The organism is Rufibacter roseolus, assembly GCF_017916365.1.
GTDB lineage: Bacteria > Bacteroidota > Bacteroidia > Cytophagales > Hymenobacteraceae > Nibribacter > Nibribacter roseolus.
In genome coordinates this window covers 142,845-156,852 of record NZ_JAFMSU010000003.1, presented here as the reverse complement: position 1 = coordinate 156,852, position 14,008 = coordinate 142,845, and the positions used below count along the sequence as shown (strand labels likewise).

Below are 14,008 nucleotides of genomic sequence, written 5' to 3'. Positions count from 1 at the left end.
TGAGACGTGAGAGGCCGTCGTCGTGGCATGGTGTATTATTAGCAGTTCGTTGTTTACTGTTGTTTCGGTTTGTAATAGAGGAGGATTGCGCCTGAATCAAAGGTTTTGGTTTTTAAAAGGTTAAAAGTTGTCCTGTTTTTTATTTTATCAAACAACGGCAGACCTTTTCCTTCTATCATTGGGTGAATACAAAGCTGGAACTCATCAATTAGATTAAGGTTCATAAGCTGAATAATTAAACTCCGGCTGCCAACTAAAATATCTTTGCCTGATTCAGATTGTTGTTTGAGTTCTAAAACCTCCTTTTCAATTTCTTTTGTTGCAAGTTTCGCACTGTCCCATTCGGTATTCTTCAAGGTCTGCGAAAAAACGATTTTTGGTACTCTGTCTATTGCTAAAGCGAAGTCGTCCATTGATTTCTGACCTGAAGGATTTTTTAACAGCGTTTGCCAGAATTGCATAAGCTGGTAAGTTGTCCGTCCATATAATATAACTTCCGCATTGTCCAGAAGCTCGGCATAATGTTGATGTAAATCTTCATCGGGGATACCCGCTGTATGGTCGCAAACCCCGTCAAGCGTCATGTTTATTGCGGCAATTACTTTTCTCATGTATTAAAGTATATCGTTCATTGCAATCCCTGCTGCGAATCAAGGGTTCTGTATATATTATATTTGGTGGTGGTATTCTTATTTTATTCAATTATTTCTCCATTCTTCCAAACAGAAGTACAATTCAGAATTATTGTCCATGAAGTAAAAGGAGATCGGCATAATTTGAGTTTTGGTCCTTATCCCCAAAGAAGTAATATTTCTTATTTCTTCATTTTTAACCTTTGTTACTGTTCCTAAAACATTTGTAAAAACTAATGCATCTTCATGAAAATCAATGGTGCTAAATTTGTTTTTTGTAAAAAGGTAAATCCAAGAAAGCAGAATAAGGCCTACAGCAATAAAGAAAATCACTGTATACAAGGCAATTTTTCCATTCTGATAGCTATCCAAGGCTCCCTTGATCAACCAAAATGACACTCCTATGGTCAGTGGATAATACAGGTATGTTCCTATGGAGTATTTTGGAATAAAGCTTTTCATTTTTGTTCTATCAATACCATATAAAGTTTATTGTAAGGGGGCGAGGCCGTCGAACGAGCTGACGTTTACAACTTGTTGGTGGAAAATTTTTTTTATTTATTTTTTACCAAATGCTATCATATTCTTCAAAAATGCTGCTTGGTTTAAAATCCTTATTAGTCCCGAAGTAGATTTCATGTTCATGAAAGAACAGCAATGCCCAATTTAGGCTATCGTCAATTACAGTTAGGTCGTCTGAAATCGGGTAATAGAAGCTGTCAAAATATTTTATTAGAAGTTTCCAAGGTACTATCATCGCTTCTGATGGTTGCCAGGAAAGAAAATCCTCTTTTCCGAATGGAATACCACGTTAGAAAAGCCATCTTTTTACTTCTTTCTGGTTACCTTCTCTAACTTCAGCTTTGTCAAGATTCCTAAAGAGACCTTTTTTAAACGGTGCGTCTTCATGAAGCTTATTGCCCTGAATGAACTTCCAAAGAAATTCAGAAGCATCCTCATTCAACGGCTTCAGCTGTTCCAGATGCAAATCGGGCATCTTATCGAAATTTTCTTCCATGAACCGCCAGCTCATAGTGAACTGCTCCAAAGGAATTGTGAAATCTCTGATATTGTCAAAGCCGACTTTCATTTAAGTATTCATTTTCATGCTTGCCATCAACGGCCTCGTGCAAACAGCGTGCGAGGCCGTAGGCCGAAGCATGGTGTTTGCACAATGTTAGCGGTAGGTTTTCTTTCTTTTTTAACTTTCTATTGAGATGCCGTCAAAGGTTCTATCAAGTTTTCTGCACACGACCACGAGGTCATCTGTAAGTTCTTCGCTAATCGTGTAGTCGGAAACAATTCCCGCATTCTCAACTTCTGGGTAAAATCCGATTCTCTTTAGTTTTACAACTTCCAGAACCTGTTCCTTCTTTGATTTAGATGATTCGGCTTCTGCTAAAATCTCTTCCAAATCATCATCCAGTTGTTCCAGGATTTCGTCAACGTAGAACTCAACATTCCCGCCTTCTTGAAAGTCTTTGTTTATTTCTTTTCTGTTCTCTAGGTTTAAACTTTCAATGTCGGATAGTTGCTTATTGATTAGGTCAAGCTTTTCTACCCCGATGCTGGTATTTTCAAAGTTCAAATCAATCTGAATTGTTCTTCCTTCAAATTCAATGTCAATTTCATAGTATTCTTCTAGCTTACTGAGGTCTAATTCATCGAAGAATGGGAGCTGGTATTTCATATTTTTTTCAATTTTGAAATTTTAACTTACCGCTAACGGTCTAGTATAAACGGCGGTGGAGGCCGTCGGCCGAGGCTGTCGTTTATGCAATGTTAGACGAAGTTATTTTAATTTTCTTAGAGATAAAGGTAGCCAACAGCGAACATATATGGCCTCAATTTTCCTGTCTGGATAAATAACTGTTGCGATGGTGTATCCGCCATCATTGCAATTATCATCACCATATTGAAGCGGATTCCTTGTCAAAGGCTCTCCATCCCTAGTTTTTTCCACAATCTCAACAAGTTCGCTAGGCTCCTGTCGCAAATCCCTTGAGAGACCGTGAAAGGGATTAACCTCAACATTGTACGTTGCCCCACCCTTATGCCCCAAGATTTCCCAGGTTACGGTGTAGACAGTGTCTCTAAGCATTAGGTTCGTAACGGTACTCGGGCAATCCCAGCAAGTTGCATCGAAGTATTCGGTCATCCAGAGCGTGTCGTTAATGTTTGAAATTTCTTTAAGCTTACCTTCAATAAGCGGTAGAGACCTATTCAAACGATACTCCCTTTGTACTTTTAAGAAAGGGCTTTTTCCATTAGCACTTTTATATGGGGATTGCTCAATTGCCTTAAGTTGCGCATCATATATCTTCTGATTGATGTTAGCAATGCCTGAACAGCCATAAAACATAAACGCAATTAGTGTAGTGATGACTGTTTTCATAATTACGTCTAACTACTGTATAAACAGAACAATTCCGGTTAATTGCCCTATGTAGGGAGCCAAACTTCCGTTTATCCACCTACCGTTGATCCGATAACCGGAACTGCACTGCCGAATATACGATATAGTCTTTCCTAATAACAAAGGAAAGAACCGCCAACCTCGTTTCTGGCCTACTTTGCCTAAAACAGACCTGAAACGTATCTCTACTTCAACTTGGCGGCTTTGCGGTGCATGATCTCCAAGGCCAGTATATTCTCCATCTTGCTCTCCAGCCAGGAAATAATGCCTATTAAAAGGAAAGAACGCCGCCCGAAGGACTTTGGGGAATGACGATCAGCATTTTTTTGAGGGTAATATTAGCATCCTTTAACTGGAAAGGGGAAATGCTCCTGATATAGCTGATTCTCAAAGATGGTCACTTCCTATTGTCCGCTCCTGTTGTTTTACTATATTCAAGGGTATAACTGCGGTTTGTAGTTATACCCGCTTTTGTTAGTTCGTTCACGCAACTATTTCCTTGAATTTTATGGCTTCAGAAATCTCGCGCAGAGAGTTTATTGTAAGAGCAGGAGTGGCAGCGCTGGCACTTCCGGCTTTGTCCTTTATAGGCAGTGCCGGATCAGTTTCGGTGCCGGGTTTGAAAGTAGGGTATGCCTCTATTACCTGGGGTGGGAATGATGTACAGGCCATTAAAGATATTTCTTCTCTGGGCTTTAAAGGAATACAGTTGCGTTCTACTATTCTGAAGGAGTACGGTGAAAAACCAGATGCCCTGCTGGAACTTCTCAAAACGTATAAACTGGAACTGTGCATGTTCTCCAGCGGGAATGCCAATATCAACACGGGCAACGATAATGAGGTGATTGAACAGCATCTTAATAATGCCAGATTCATCAAGAAACTAGGAGGCCAGTTGCTGCAGGTTACCAATTCCTCACGTCCCAAAGAAGGTGCTCCCAGCACGGCCGACCTGAAAAGCTATGGCCGCCTATTAAACGAAATAGGCAAGCGTACGCTCGACCTGGGTGTACAGACAGTCTACCATAACCACATGCACCAGCTAGGGGAAACACCTGAGGAGATAGCGGTTATTATGGATAGTTGTGATGAAAAGTATGTGAACCTACTGCTGGATATCGCCCATTACCAACAGGGGGGAGGAAATCCGGAAGCGGCCATCAAACAATATAAAAGCAGGATAAAGGCCTTGCACCTGAAAGACGTGCGGCAGACCCCGGAAGCAGGACCCAAGGCGTACAAATTTGTGGAACTTGGACAGGGAGAGGTAAACCTGCCAAATGTGCTGGCGGCCCTTCAGGAAATCAAATTCAAAGGCTGGGGAATCATCGAGTTAGATGCGGTGCCTGAGAAGGACAAGACGCCGCTGGAATGTGCTAAAATCAGCCATGCGTACCTGAAGTCTAAAGGAGTAAAAGTTTAATGATTTCTGTAAAACAGGCCATAAATGAAAAACTTAAGAATAAACATATTAATAAGCGCTATGGCAATTGGAACGGTAGTAGCCTGCAATAGCCAGCAGCAGATGACAGCAAGTGCAACTTCTACTGCTGAAGGAATGACAGCACCTGAAAGCCATAACACCCTAACAGAAAAGGAAAAAAAGGCAGGCTGGAAGTTGCTCTTTGACGGCAAAACAACCAAAGGCTGGCGAGGAGCCTACAAAGATGGCTTCCCGGAGCAAGGCTGGAAGATAGAAAACGGAGAACTGGTCGTCCTCAAATCGGGGGGCGGAGAATCCAGGAACGGAGGCGACATTATCACAGAGCAGCAGTACGACAACTTTGAACTGACCCTTGAGGCAAAATTAACCCCGGGCGCCAACAGCGGCGTCAAGTACTTTGTAACGGAGCGCCTGCCTAAAAGCCCGGGCTCTGCCATTGGCCTGGAGTTCCAGATTTTGGACGACGACCTGCACCCCGATGCAAAAATGGGAAAAGACGGCAACCGCACCATTGGCTCACTATATGACCTGATTACTGCCCGAAACAAAAAAGTAATGCCCATTGGCGAGTGGAACAAAGTTCGCATTGTGTCAAACAACAAACACGTGGAGCACTGGCTGAATGGGGTGAAGGTGGTGGAGTATGAGCGGGGTAGCCAGGAGTTCAGAGATTTGGTGGCTGCCAGCAAGTACCAGAAGTTTGAAGCATTTGGGGAAGCGCCCCAAGGCCACATCCTGCTACAGGACCACGGCGATGAAGTGCGTTACCGCAACATCAAACTTCTGAATCTGAATACGAAGTAAAACATAACAGAACTTCAGAATAGGGTTTCCTGACAGGAAGCTTACCCCTCTACCATATGAAACTACTTCTCAAGTTCTTATTAATTGGCTTATTTATGACCCAACTAACTCCTGCGCAGGCACAGACCACAGCTGCTACAGAGAAACCCGCCATCAGATTCAACCACCTTGCTTTGCACGTGCACGACCTGAAAAAGAGCTCTGCTTTTTACGAGCAGGTGATGCAGTTCAAAAAGATTCCGGAGCCTTTCAAAGACGGTCTGCACGACTGGTTCAGCATAGGCGACCCTTACCAGCTCCACCTGATACAAGGCGCACCAAAAGAGATTTACCAGGACATCACCCGCCATTTTTGTTTCAGCGTGCCCTCGCTTGATGCCTTCATGGAGCGCATACGAAAACACAACATCAGGTACTACAACTCAAAGGGGGAGCCCGATAAGGTAAATGTGCGGACCGACGGCGTGAAGCAGATTTACATCCAGGACCCGGACGGCTACTGGCTGGAAATAAACAACGAGTATTAATCAGCATTAGCACTAGTTGAAGGTGCTATCTCATCCTGAATAACCTGTAAAATCAAAACATAAATCAGCAATACCTATGGACAACAATGAAAACAACTCCCGCCGGGACTTTATAAAGAAAGCTGCGCTCGGAACATTAGGTTTTTCTTTAATGGGCATGGGCATGAGCGCAAGAAGTTACGGCAGAATTTTAGGTGCCAATGACCGCGTACAGGTAGGTATTGTAGGGTTTTCAAACAGGTTTAAGCACTCGTTGTACCCGGCGTTCGTGAGCCATTCCAAAGAGCTGAACTTTGAGTTTGTCTCGGTTTCAGACATCTGGAACCGTCGCCGCGATGAGGCGGAAGCCTTTATTAGGGAGAAATCAGGGGGTAAGATCAAAAAATACCGCAACAACGATGAGCTGTACGCTTCCAAGAACCTGGATGCCGTGATCATCAGTACCGCCGACTTCCAGCATGCCCTTATGGGAGTAGAGGCAGTGCGCAATGGCAAGGATGCCTATATTGAAAAGCCGCTGGCAGAAACTATGGAAGATGCCCGTGCGGTACTAAAGGCCGTAGAGGAATCCGGTAAAATTGTACAGATAGGTTCTCAGCGCCGCAGCGCGCCCAACTACATTTCTGCGAACGAATATATCAAATCTGGCAAGTTTGGTGACATTAAAATGGTAGAGATGAGCTGGAACGTGAACCAGCCGGGCCGCTGGCGTTTGCCTAAGCTGGTAAGTGAAATCCGGCAGGAAGACACCGACTGGGACCGCTTCCTGATGAACCGCCCTAAAGTGGCCTGGGACCCGCGCAAGTACCTGGAGTACCGTTTGTTCTGGCCTTACTCTTCGGGCATACCTGGCCAGTGGATGTCGCACCAGATTGATACCGTGCATTGGTTCACCGACCTGGAGCACCCACGCAGCGTGGTAGCCAATGGCGGTACTTATTTGTGGCAGGATGGCCGCGAAAACCCGGATACTTTGACGGCAGTTTTCGATTATGGGCCGCTAAACGACCCTAAAAAAGGCTTCCAAGTGGTGTATACTTCCCGGTTCACCAACAGTGCCGGCGGCGTGAGAGAGCTGTACTACTCAAACGGCGGTATGCTGAACCTGGACACAAATAGGGTTACCTCAGAAGGCGGCCTCACGCAGAGTATGGCCGATGAAATGGGCATGAAAGCTAATTTGCTGGCAGATTATACCTTGCCCACCCGCTCTGAAAAAGTATCTACCGATGCCAACACCGGCGGCGACCCCATGACCTCACTGCACATGCGTAACTGGATGGAATGTGTGCGCAGCCGCAAAACGCCCAATGCCTCTGTGCGGGCGGGCTATAACCATTCCCTTGCTACCATCATGACCCGCATAGCCCTGCAAACCGGCAAACGCGTCACCTTTGATGATGCCAAACAGGAGGTTGTGGTAAGCTAATTCAATTTTAGAAGAGGCAACATATTACCGGCTCCTAAGGCTGCAGCCGGATTAGGTTCTACAAACCTGAAGGCATATGAAATCCAAACCGATACAATATATTGTAGCACCACTGCTGGCCATGGCTTTGCTGATGGGCAGCAACTTACAGGTGGCCGCGCAGAAGAAGGCATAGCGCTTTGTACTTACGGAAAACAAGCAGGTGAAGTGGATAGACTTAGCAGTAAAGGGCAATTTTGTAACCTCGTATGTCTATCCGGATGTATTGAAAAAGCCCGTGTTGTTTCCCATTCGCACGAGGACCAAGTAAATATTAAGTACCAAAAGTTCATAGGTAAAAAGTAAAATCAAGTATCAGTATCATGTTCACTACCAGATGGTGCGGTGCCTGCTATGTGCAATTTAGCAGGCACCGCACCATCTGTATTAGGAAAGTAGCAGTACCGCATGAAAAGTTTTATTTATAGTGCCTTGTTGACCATCACCTGTGCAGGCATGTTGCAGGCTTGTCAGCCGAACAGTAATAATCAGGTTGTGCAGGAGGGAGGGGAGCAAATTGAAACAGACTCAGTTAAAATAAGGGAGATGTATGCTTCCTCGCCTGTGTTGTCGCCGGAAGAATCGCTGAAGAAGATGCAGGTAGAGGAGGGATTTATGGTAGAACTAGTGGCAGCAGAGCCCCTAATCAATTCGCCCGTAGCCATGACCTTTGATGAGAAAGGCCGCATGTGGGTAGCAGAAATGCAGAACTACATGCCCGATACAGCAGGCACCGGCGAAGAACTGCCCACGGGCAAGATTGTCATTCTGGAAGACAAGAACGGAGATGGGAAATTTGATGACCGCAAAGTATTCCTGGACTCTCTGGTGTTGCCACGGGCGCTCTGCCTGATAGAAGATGGCTTGCTGGTGGCCATGCCGCCCAACCTGTGGTATTATGAAAGAAAGCAGGACAAGTCCGGCAAAAAGACCCTGGTAGATAATAAATACACCCAGGGCGGCAATGTGGAGCATGAACCGAACGGACTGCTGCGTGCCATGGATAACTGGATCTACAGCGCCAAATTCACCAAGCGCTACCGTAAAAAAGGAGATAAGTGGCTTATTGAGAAAACGCATTTCAGGGGCCAGTGGGGCATTGCCCAGGATGATCATGGCAGGCTTTATTACAACAACAACTCCCAAAACCTGTTAGGCGATTGTTTCGCCCCGGGCATGGGAGCCACTAACGCGAACCAACAGACGGTGGCAGGCTTTGATGTGGACTTGGTAGGCAACAACAGGGTATATCCGGCCAGGGCTACCACCGGGGTAAATCGGGGCTATCAGGAGGGCATTTTAGACAAAAAACTGCGCCTGGTAAACTTCACCGCGGCCTGCGGACCAGTTATTTACCGGGGCGGGTTGTTTGGAGAAAAGTACTCCCAAAACGCTTTTGTAGCTGAGCCGGCTGCTAACCTGATCAAACGCAACATCCTAACAGAAAATGGATACCAAATGCGGGGCGCACAGGCTTACGAAGGTCGTGAGTTCCTGGCAAGCACAGATGAGCGTTTCCGGCCCGTCAACCTGTACGACGGTCCCGATGGTGGTTTGTATGTGCTGGATATGTATCGGGGTGTGATACAGCATAAATTCTACCTAACCGACTACCTGGCGAATGAGATAGCCCAAAGGAAACTGGAACAACCTATCACCTGTGGGCGCATATACAGGATTGTTCCAGCAAAAAAAGAAGCTAAACCGGTGGTGGTGCCGCATGCCCCGGTACAACTGGTAGAGCTGCTACAGCATGAAAACGGATGGGTGCGTGACAAAGCACAGCAGTTGCTGGTAGATAAAAAGTATCCGCAGGCTGTCCCTGCCTTGCGTCAGCTCCTGAAAGAGACAACGCAACCGGTAGCGGCCGCTCATGCGCTGTGGGTCCTAGAAGGAATGAATGCCTTGCGGTACGAAGACGTACTGCCCCTGCTTAAACAGGCACAATGGTCTATCAGGATGCAGGCCCTAAGTGTATTGCCTTCCGTTATGACGGCAAAGAACTACACCACGTTTGTGAAGGCACTTGGGCAACTTGTCGCACAACATGACTCGCTTGCGGCCCCGTATGTGGCCTTTCTGGCACCCAGTATCCGTCAGTTCAATAGGCCTGCTGCCGACAGACTGGTGCAGGCGGTTGTAAAGAAGTATCCTGGTAACAAATATGTGGCCGATGCCGCCATCAGCAGTATGCAGGGCAGGGAAGAGGTATTCTATCACAAAGCCATGGCTGCCAAGGATACAAGTTCTGTGCTACACGTGCGGCTGGGAGAAGTGTTGAAAGATATGCGTAAAGCAAAGCGCAGTAAAAATCCTGAACTGCTGGCAAAGGAATTTCCTGTGGGTGCCAAACTGTATACCTCCACCTGCCAGTCCTGCCACGGGGCAGATGGCAATGGCGTAAAGCGCCTGGCGCCGCCTCTGAATAACTCTAACTGGGTAACCGGCAGCAAAAGCAAGTTGATACCCATTGTCCTGTATGGCATGACCGGCCCCGTCAAAGTAAATGGAATGCTTTACCAAACCCCGGATGTTATTGGTGAGATGCCCGGCATTGGCCACAACAAGGCTTTGTCTGATAAGAATATAGCCGAACTGTTAAGCTTTATCAGGAAGTCCTGGAACAACAATGCCGGAAAAATAGAGACAGCAGATGTGGAGCAGGCTCGCAAAGTGTACAAAGGCAGGCAGAAAGCATTCACCATGGGAGAGTTGAATGCCTTATAACTAGCTTATTACCCAGTCTCTACAGCTCATGGGTAGCAGCTGGTTTATCGTAGTTTATCAATGATATTTAACGAGTTTGATGTCTAAAAATTTTTAGACATCAAACTCGTTTGCCAGTAGATTGTCAAGTTGCTTGATTTCCTCAATTAAATTTAGTTGGCTTGGTGTTAACGCTAAATCAGGAGATTTTTTTTGAAACAGCTTTTTAACTTCTCCCATTTTAAAGTAAAACGACTGGGATTGTAGATTAAATTGCTGTACTGCCAACTCTCTTTCTATAGTAAATTTCTTTTGTTTAACTACGTTAATGATATCAAGGGCTGAATCAAAGTCTAATTCCTGTTTTTCAATTGATTTTAGAATTCCACACTCAAAGCTGGCGCACTGTTTCGGCCTTCTAGAGTAGATAGTACAACCATCGCAATATTTTTTACAAGGTTGAAGAAAGAAACCATCCCCATTGGTATTCTCAATATCTATTACATCTCTCAACAAGGGCAGCTCTTCACAACCAACCTGTACAAAACCAATCACGGTACCGTCACAACATAGTCCACAAGACAAACAGATATTGGTTGAATCACTCATTAATTAAGAATTAAAAACTTTTAAGATGTACTCTTCCAGGAAACATCTTTCATTGGTGAGAATTGGTTCGGCTAAGGTACACCTTTAAAATGGTTAGTACTTGTAAGGGCCGCAGCAGAAGATCGTTAAAGTTTGTGGTATCTGAAGAAAAGCCAAGTTCAATTAACCGCAAAATCAAAATAGTGGTATTAAGTTGATCCCTTGACGTGCTGCCATAATCTTTAGATGTAAACCGCTGTTTTTCTTTCTTCAGGATTAACTTATGGTTAATCTGTTTAAATTTTACTTTTAAAATCTAAAATAAAAGTCCACCGGGTAAAAATATCAGCCGCTTGTTTTTGCCGAAAAATGTACAGCCTGAAGCAATATGTCCTCTTAAAAGTGCCGGCTGAAAAAGTAATTCATGACTCTCTTTACCTTTAAATTCAGTAAAGGTCTTTTATCATAAATTTACTCAGCAACCGCCTTTGCGAGGGATACGTTGATAAATAACTTTACCATCGCGTTCTACATAGTCGCCCCGCACAATTGGATAGGAATACTTGGGCGCATGTGATACGGTACGGCTTTTGATAATTATTTTGTCGTTCACTTTCAGGCTAAGCAATTGCTCAAGTTGAGACTTTTCTGGCTCAAAATTGAGAATATAATCGTCACCATTAATCCTGACCATCACTCCAAAACCTAATCGTGAGCCTTGCGGAAGAGAAAGAGAGGTTATCACTCCCTCCATATTGGTATAATCTCTAAGGGATTTTCTTATTTTAGCCTCACTGGCAAACACTTTTTCCCCAGCAGGAGACGCTTCCCATTTTTTGTACATGATACCTTCAGGGGTAGCCTCCCATTTTTTCAATGCGGCCTCCCTTTCAGCAGCAGAGAGCGGCTTGGGGGTTGGTCTTTTGGAAGTTTCGTTTTTGTTTTCGCGATTGGCGAATACTAGTCCGCTTACCACCACCAGCGGTAAGATCAGCGCATACATAACCTTTTTCATAATTCGTTGTAGTTTTAATTAACATAGACCCCTCTCCTGATACATCAGATTCGTTTAAGGCTTTTCGTTTATTTTTCGAATCCTCTTGAAGTTGGTGCAATAAAAATACGTTGATTTATTTCAGCCTCAGGGACTTGGTTCGTAAATAAGAATGTAAACTTTGTAAATAATATCTTGACATCATGCCTGTTAGAAGAAATCCCTTGCCCGTCAATCGAAAGCACCTGGGCGGGTTGTTACTACTCATGTTTATTTCGATAATCTGCGTGGCTTTCAGCATGGCGGGCAATGATGACTATGACTTTGCTAGAAGGGAGGTTTTACTTCGCCGGATCGGACATGAAATACTCTTGCAGTCGGGCGACAGTGTATCACGGGTACTACCGGTAAAAAAGATCGCTGGAAATGAATACCTGATCAGTTTTGAGAATGCCTTTTCTTTTCAGCCTGAATCCTTGGTGAATACTACTCAGCGTTTGTTAGCCCAAGACCCGCTCACAAGTGATTATGTGGTTAATGTACTGAACTGTGCCAATGCTAGTGTAGCCTATGGATACGCTATATCAAAAAATAAGAAAGAAGATATTGTAGCCTGTATAGGAAGAAGGCAACCCGTAGCGTGTTACAAGATTAGCATCAAATTCAAACCGCAAGGAATAATCACAGCAAAGAATGGATATCTTCTGGGCAGCCTGACAGTTTTAGCCTTTGTTGGCTTTATTTTAATAGGATCTGCTAAGCCGCGGAAGACCTTACCTGCCAGTCAGCCTACCGGTATAATCCCTTTGGGGTCGATGTCGTTCGACGCGGAGGCTCGTAAACTTGTGATACATGGAAATTCCCTGGACTTAACCAAGACTGAAACCCGCGTACTACGCATTTTTGCGCTGTCACCTAATGAGATAATAGAGCGGAGCCGGTTACAAAAGGAAATATGGGAAGATGAGGGGGTTATAGTAGGCCGCAGTCTGGATATGTTCATTTCAAAACTTAGAAAGAAACTGGAACCTGATCCAACTATCAAAATTGCTGCTATACGCGGCAAAGGATATAAGCTTGAGATTGGCAGTTTAGAAAATCTTCCCGTTCCAAACTGAGGTTATTAGAATTAACTGGCCATTTATTATTGAGCAAGTTTACCGCAAAAAAGTACGTGCAGTTGTAGATGCTGAAGACTGCTGCCTTCGTTAAAGTAGGTCAAGCAAAAAATGTGAATTTCGCAACCGGTCCATTTTACAATGGCGTACTTCGGTAAGTATAAACAGCGTATGAGGCCGTAGGCCAATGCTGGCGTTTAGCTGTTGATGGCAAAAGTATTTATCCTTTTAAATAAGATTGTTTAATAAGATAATCTTTTAAATCCGACTTGAATAATGTAAAATCAAATTTCTTTAGTTTAGATAACCTTGTTAAACAGCTAATTTTAGATAATAATGCTTTGCAAATTATCTCAATCAATTCTGTTTGTCCAAGTTTAAATACTTCAGAATAGTCAAGCTTTACATCTATTTCGGCGCAATTAATAGTTTTGATCGTTATTCCGTCAACAGACGAACTTTTCTCCCCAGATAAATATCTAGGTTTTTTTTTCTAAAAAATTGGTCAAACTCTGGTTTAACTGTAATTAGTCCGAAATAAAGCTCGTTCAAGTCTTCTCCATAGTTCTTTTCTTCAAAAAATAACTTTAGTTCATTTGACAAATCATTAATCCAAGATGATTGATCTATTGAAAGATTTGAGTTTTGCGCTATTCCAAAGTTCATTCTAAATATCTTATAATCTTGCCAACGTCTAGTGTAAGCGGCGGGTGAGGCCGTCGGCCGAAGGCTGACGGTTACACTAGACGTTGGTGGAAGCCCTTTTTCTTTTTAGTTAGAAGAAACTTTTGTTCTTTCTTACAAATTCCAAGTTTAATGAATTCAGGTCATCTTCGTAGTCGAAGAATTGCTGGTCAAGTTCCTCCCATACCACGTTAGCCTCTTCCTCAATCTGTTCTACAATTTCTTGTCTTTCCGCTCTATCCTTTGGAACTGTCTGGTTTGGGAACTGGCCGTTTGCTTTTTTCAGGATTTCAGCTGTCTTGTCTGCCCCGATCGCATTAAGGGATTCGACAGTCTGGTGCGCAAAGTCCCCCGAGGAATTGTAATAGAATTGATTGAATCCGCCGTTGTTTATCTCCCTTTCTAAGTTTTGGTTGAAGAAGAACAACTTTTGGGGTTGGGAGAGGGCATCCATTTTTTCTCCCCAAGAGCATAATTTGCAGATATAGTCGTCCAATTTGATAATACTACTGTTCGTGTCTTCCGCTTCAAGGAGCTGTTCTAGGTTTGGCTTTGTATTCATTCAATTTAAATTTGATTTTTATTTTAAGGTTACCACGAACGGGCTAGTATAAACAGCGTGCAAGG

General features: G+C 44.0%; 15 protein-coding genes. 6 read left to right on the top strand and 9 right to left on the bottom strand.

Features of this window, described 5'->3' with window-relative positions:
- Positions 1-53: 53 nt before the first annotated feature.
- From J3P35_RS16530 to J3P35_RS16510, 5 genes are all read right to left on the bottom strand, one after another.
- Positions 54-611: a dihydrofolate reductase family protein gene (locus tag J3P35_RS16530; RefSeq protein ID WP_210465777.1), complete on the bottom strand. Its 558-nt coding sequence runs from the start codon at positions 609-611 to the stop codon at positions 54-56.
- Between the two features lie 87 nt (positions 612-698).
- A complete protein-coding gene (locus J3P35_RS16525) occupies positions 699-1,094 on the bottom strand; it encodes a hypothetical protein (RefSeq protein WP_210465776.1) in 396 nt (131 codons plus the stop codon).
- A gap of 349 nt (positions 1,095-1,443) precedes the next feature.
- Complete coding sequence (locus J3P35_RS16520) at positions 1,444-1,722, bottom strand: hypothetical protein (RefSeq protein ID WP_210465775.1); 279 nt, start codon at positions 1,720-1,722, stop codon at positions 1,444-1,446.
- 111 nt (positions 1,723-1,833) lie between these two features.
- Complete coding sequence (locus tag J3P35_RS16515) at positions 1,834-2,322, bottom strand: DUF2004 domain-containing protein (protein WP_210465774.1); 489 nt, start codon at positions 2,320-2,322, stop codon at positions 1,834-1,836.
- 102 nt (positions 2,323-2,424) lie between these two features.
- A complete protein-coding gene (locus J3P35_RS16510; protein ID WP_210465773.1) occupies positions 2,425-3,027 on the bottom strand; it encodes a hypothetical protein in 603 nt (200 codons plus the stop codon).
- A 529-nt stretch (positions 3,028-3,556) separates the two neighbouring features.
- Between J3P35_RS16510 and J3P35_RS16505 the strand changes: the two genes are divergently transcribed.
- From J3P35_RS16505 to J3P35_RS16485, 5 genes are all read left to right on the top strand, one after another.
- Positions 3,557-4,471, top strand: a complete 915-nt coding sequence (locus tag J3P35_RS16505; protein WP_210465772.1) for a sugar phosphate isomerase/epimerase family protein — start codon at positions 3,557-3,559, stop codon at positions 4,469-4,471.
- A 60-nt stretch (positions 4,472-4,531) separates the two neighbouring features.
- Entirely contained in the window at positions 4,532-5,296 is a 765-nt protein-coding gene (locus J3P35_RS16500; protein ID WP_317195398.1) for a 3-keto-disaccharide hydrolase, read from the top strand.
- 56 nt (positions 5,297-5,352) lie between these two features.
- Positions 5,353-5,823, top strand: a complete 471-nt coding sequence (locus tag J3P35_RS16495; protein ID WP_210465771.1) for a VOC family protein — start codon at positions 5,353-5,355, stop codon at positions 5,821-5,823.
- A gap of 76 nt (positions 5,824-5,899) precedes the next feature.
- Positions 5,900-7,252 carry a Gfo/Idh/MocA family protein gene (locus tag J3P35_RS16490; RefSeq protein ID WP_210465770.1) on the top strand — a complete coding sequence of 451 codons (1,353 nt, stop codon included), beginning with the start codon at positions 5,900-5,902 and terminating at the stop codon, positions 7,250-7,252.
- Positions 7,253-7,699: 447 nt separating this feature from the next.
- Positions 7,700-10,018, top strand: a complete 2,319-nt coding sequence (locus J3P35_RS16485; protein ID WP_210465769.1) for a DUF7133 domain-containing protein — start codon at positions 7,700-7,702, stop codon at positions 10,016-10,018.
- Between the two features lie 93 nt (positions 10,019-10,111).
- Here J3P35_RS16485 and J3P35_RS16480 read toward each other — a convergent pair whose 3' ends face one another.
- Together J3P35_RS16480 and J3P35_RS16475 are read right to left on the bottom strand one after the other, a co-directional pair.
- Positions 10,112-10,606 carry a YkgJ family cysteine cluster protein gene (locus tag J3P35_RS16480; RefSeq protein ID WP_210465768.1) on the bottom strand — a complete coding sequence of 165 codons (495 nt, stop codon included), beginning with the start codon at positions 10,604-10,606 and terminating at the stop codon, positions 10,112-10,114.
- A 454-nt stretch (positions 10,607-11,060) separates the two neighbouring features.
- Complete coding sequence (locus J3P35_RS16475) at positions 11,061-11,600, bottom strand: hypothetical protein (protein ID WP_210465767.1); 540 nt, start codon at positions 11,598-11,600, stop codon at positions 11,061-11,063.
- Between the two features lie 182 nt (positions 11,601-11,782).
- Between J3P35_RS16475 and J3P35_RS16470 the strand changes: the two genes are divergently transcribed.
- Entirely contained in the window at positions 11,783-12,697 is a 915-nt protein-coding gene (locus J3P35_RS16470) for a winged helix-turn-helix domain-containing protein (RefSeq protein WP_246850334.1), read from the top strand.
- Between the two features lie 438 nt (positions 12,698-13,135).
- On the opposite strand, the gene J3P35_RS16465 is transcribed toward J3P35_RS16470, so the two are convergent.
- Together J3P35_RS16465 and J3P35_RS16460 are read right to left on the bottom strand one after the other, a co-directional pair.
- The gene (locus J3P35_RS16465; RefSeq protein ID WP_210465766.1) at positions 13,136-13,363 is read right to left on the bottom strand and encodes a hypothetical protein; all 228 of its coding nucleotides are present in this window, start codon (positions 13,361-13,363) and stop codon (positions 13,136-13,138) included.
- A 109-nt stretch (positions 13,364-13,472) separates the two neighbouring features.
- A complete protein-coding gene (locus J3P35_RS16460) occupies positions 13,473-13,943 on the bottom strand; it encodes a DMP19 family protein (RefSeq protein ID WP_210465765.1) in 471 nt (156 codons plus the stop codon).
- Between the last annotated feature and the right edge of the window lie 65 nt (positions 13,944-14,008).

Excerpts from the sequence above, each read along its gene's own strand:
- J3P35_RS16490 (WP_210465770.1), top strand. The coding sequence starts at position 5,900 with ATGGACAACAATGAAAACAACTCCCGCCGGGACTTTATAAAGAAAGCT.
- J3P35_RS16475 (WP_210465767.1), bottom strand. The coding sequence starts at position 11,600 with ATGAAAAAGGTTATGTATGCGCTGATCTTACCGCTGGTGGTGGTAAGC.
- J3P35_RS16520 (WP_210465775.1), bottom strand. The coding sequence starts at position 1,722 with ATGAAAGTCGGCTTTGACAATATCAGAGATTTCACAATTCCTTTGGAG.
- J3P35_RS16485 (WP_210465769.1), top strand. The coding sequence starts at position 7,700 with ATGAAAAGTTTTATTTATAGTGCCTTGTTGACCATCACCTGTGCAGGC.
- J3P35_RS16470 (WP_246850334.1), top strand. The coding sequence starts at position 11,783 with ATGCCTGTTAGAAGAAATCCCTTGCCCGTCAATCGAAAGCACCTGGGC.
- J3P35_RS16530 (WP_210465777.1), bottom strand. The coding sequence starts at position 611 with ATGAGAAAAGTAATTGCCGCAATAAACATGACGCTTGACGGGGTTTGC.
- J3P35_RS16510 (WP_210465773.1), bottom strand. The coding sequence starts at position 3,027 with ATGAAAACAGTCATCACTACACTAATTGCGTTTATGTTTTATGGCTGT.
- J3P35_RS16495 (WP_210465771.1), top strand. The coding sequence starts at position 5,353 with ATGAAACTACTTCTCAAGTTCTTATTAATTGGCTTATTTATGACCCAA.
- J3P35_RS16515 (WP_210465774.1), bottom strand. The coding sequence starts at position 2,322 with ATGAAATACCAGCTCCCATTCTTCGATGAATTAGACCTCAGTAAGCTA.
- J3P35_RS16465 (WP_210465766.1), bottom strand. The coding sequence starts at position 13,363 with ATGAACTTTGGAATAGCGCAAAACTCAAATCTTTCAATAGATCAATCA.
- J3P35_RS16500 (WP_317195398.1), top strand. The coding sequence starts at position 4,532 with ATGGCAATTGGAACGGTAGTAGCCTGCAATAGCCAGCAGCAGATGACA.
- J3P35_RS16460 (WP_210465765.1), bottom strand. The coding sequence starts at position 13,943 with ATGAATACAAAGCCAAACCTAGAACAGCTCCTTGAAGCGGAAGACACG.
- J3P35_RS16505 (WP_210465772.1), top strand. The coding sequence starts at position 3,557 with ATGGCTTCAGAAATCTCGCGCAGAGAGTTTATTGTAAGAGCAGGAGTG.
- J3P35_RS16525 (WP_210465776.1), bottom strand. The coding sequence starts at position 1,094 with ATGAAAAGCTTTATTCCAAAATACTCCATAGGAACATACCTGTATTAT.
- J3P35_RS16480 (WP_210465768.1), bottom strand. The coding sequence starts at position 10,606 with ATGAGTGATTCAACCAATATCTGTTTGTCTTGTGGACTATGTTGTGAC.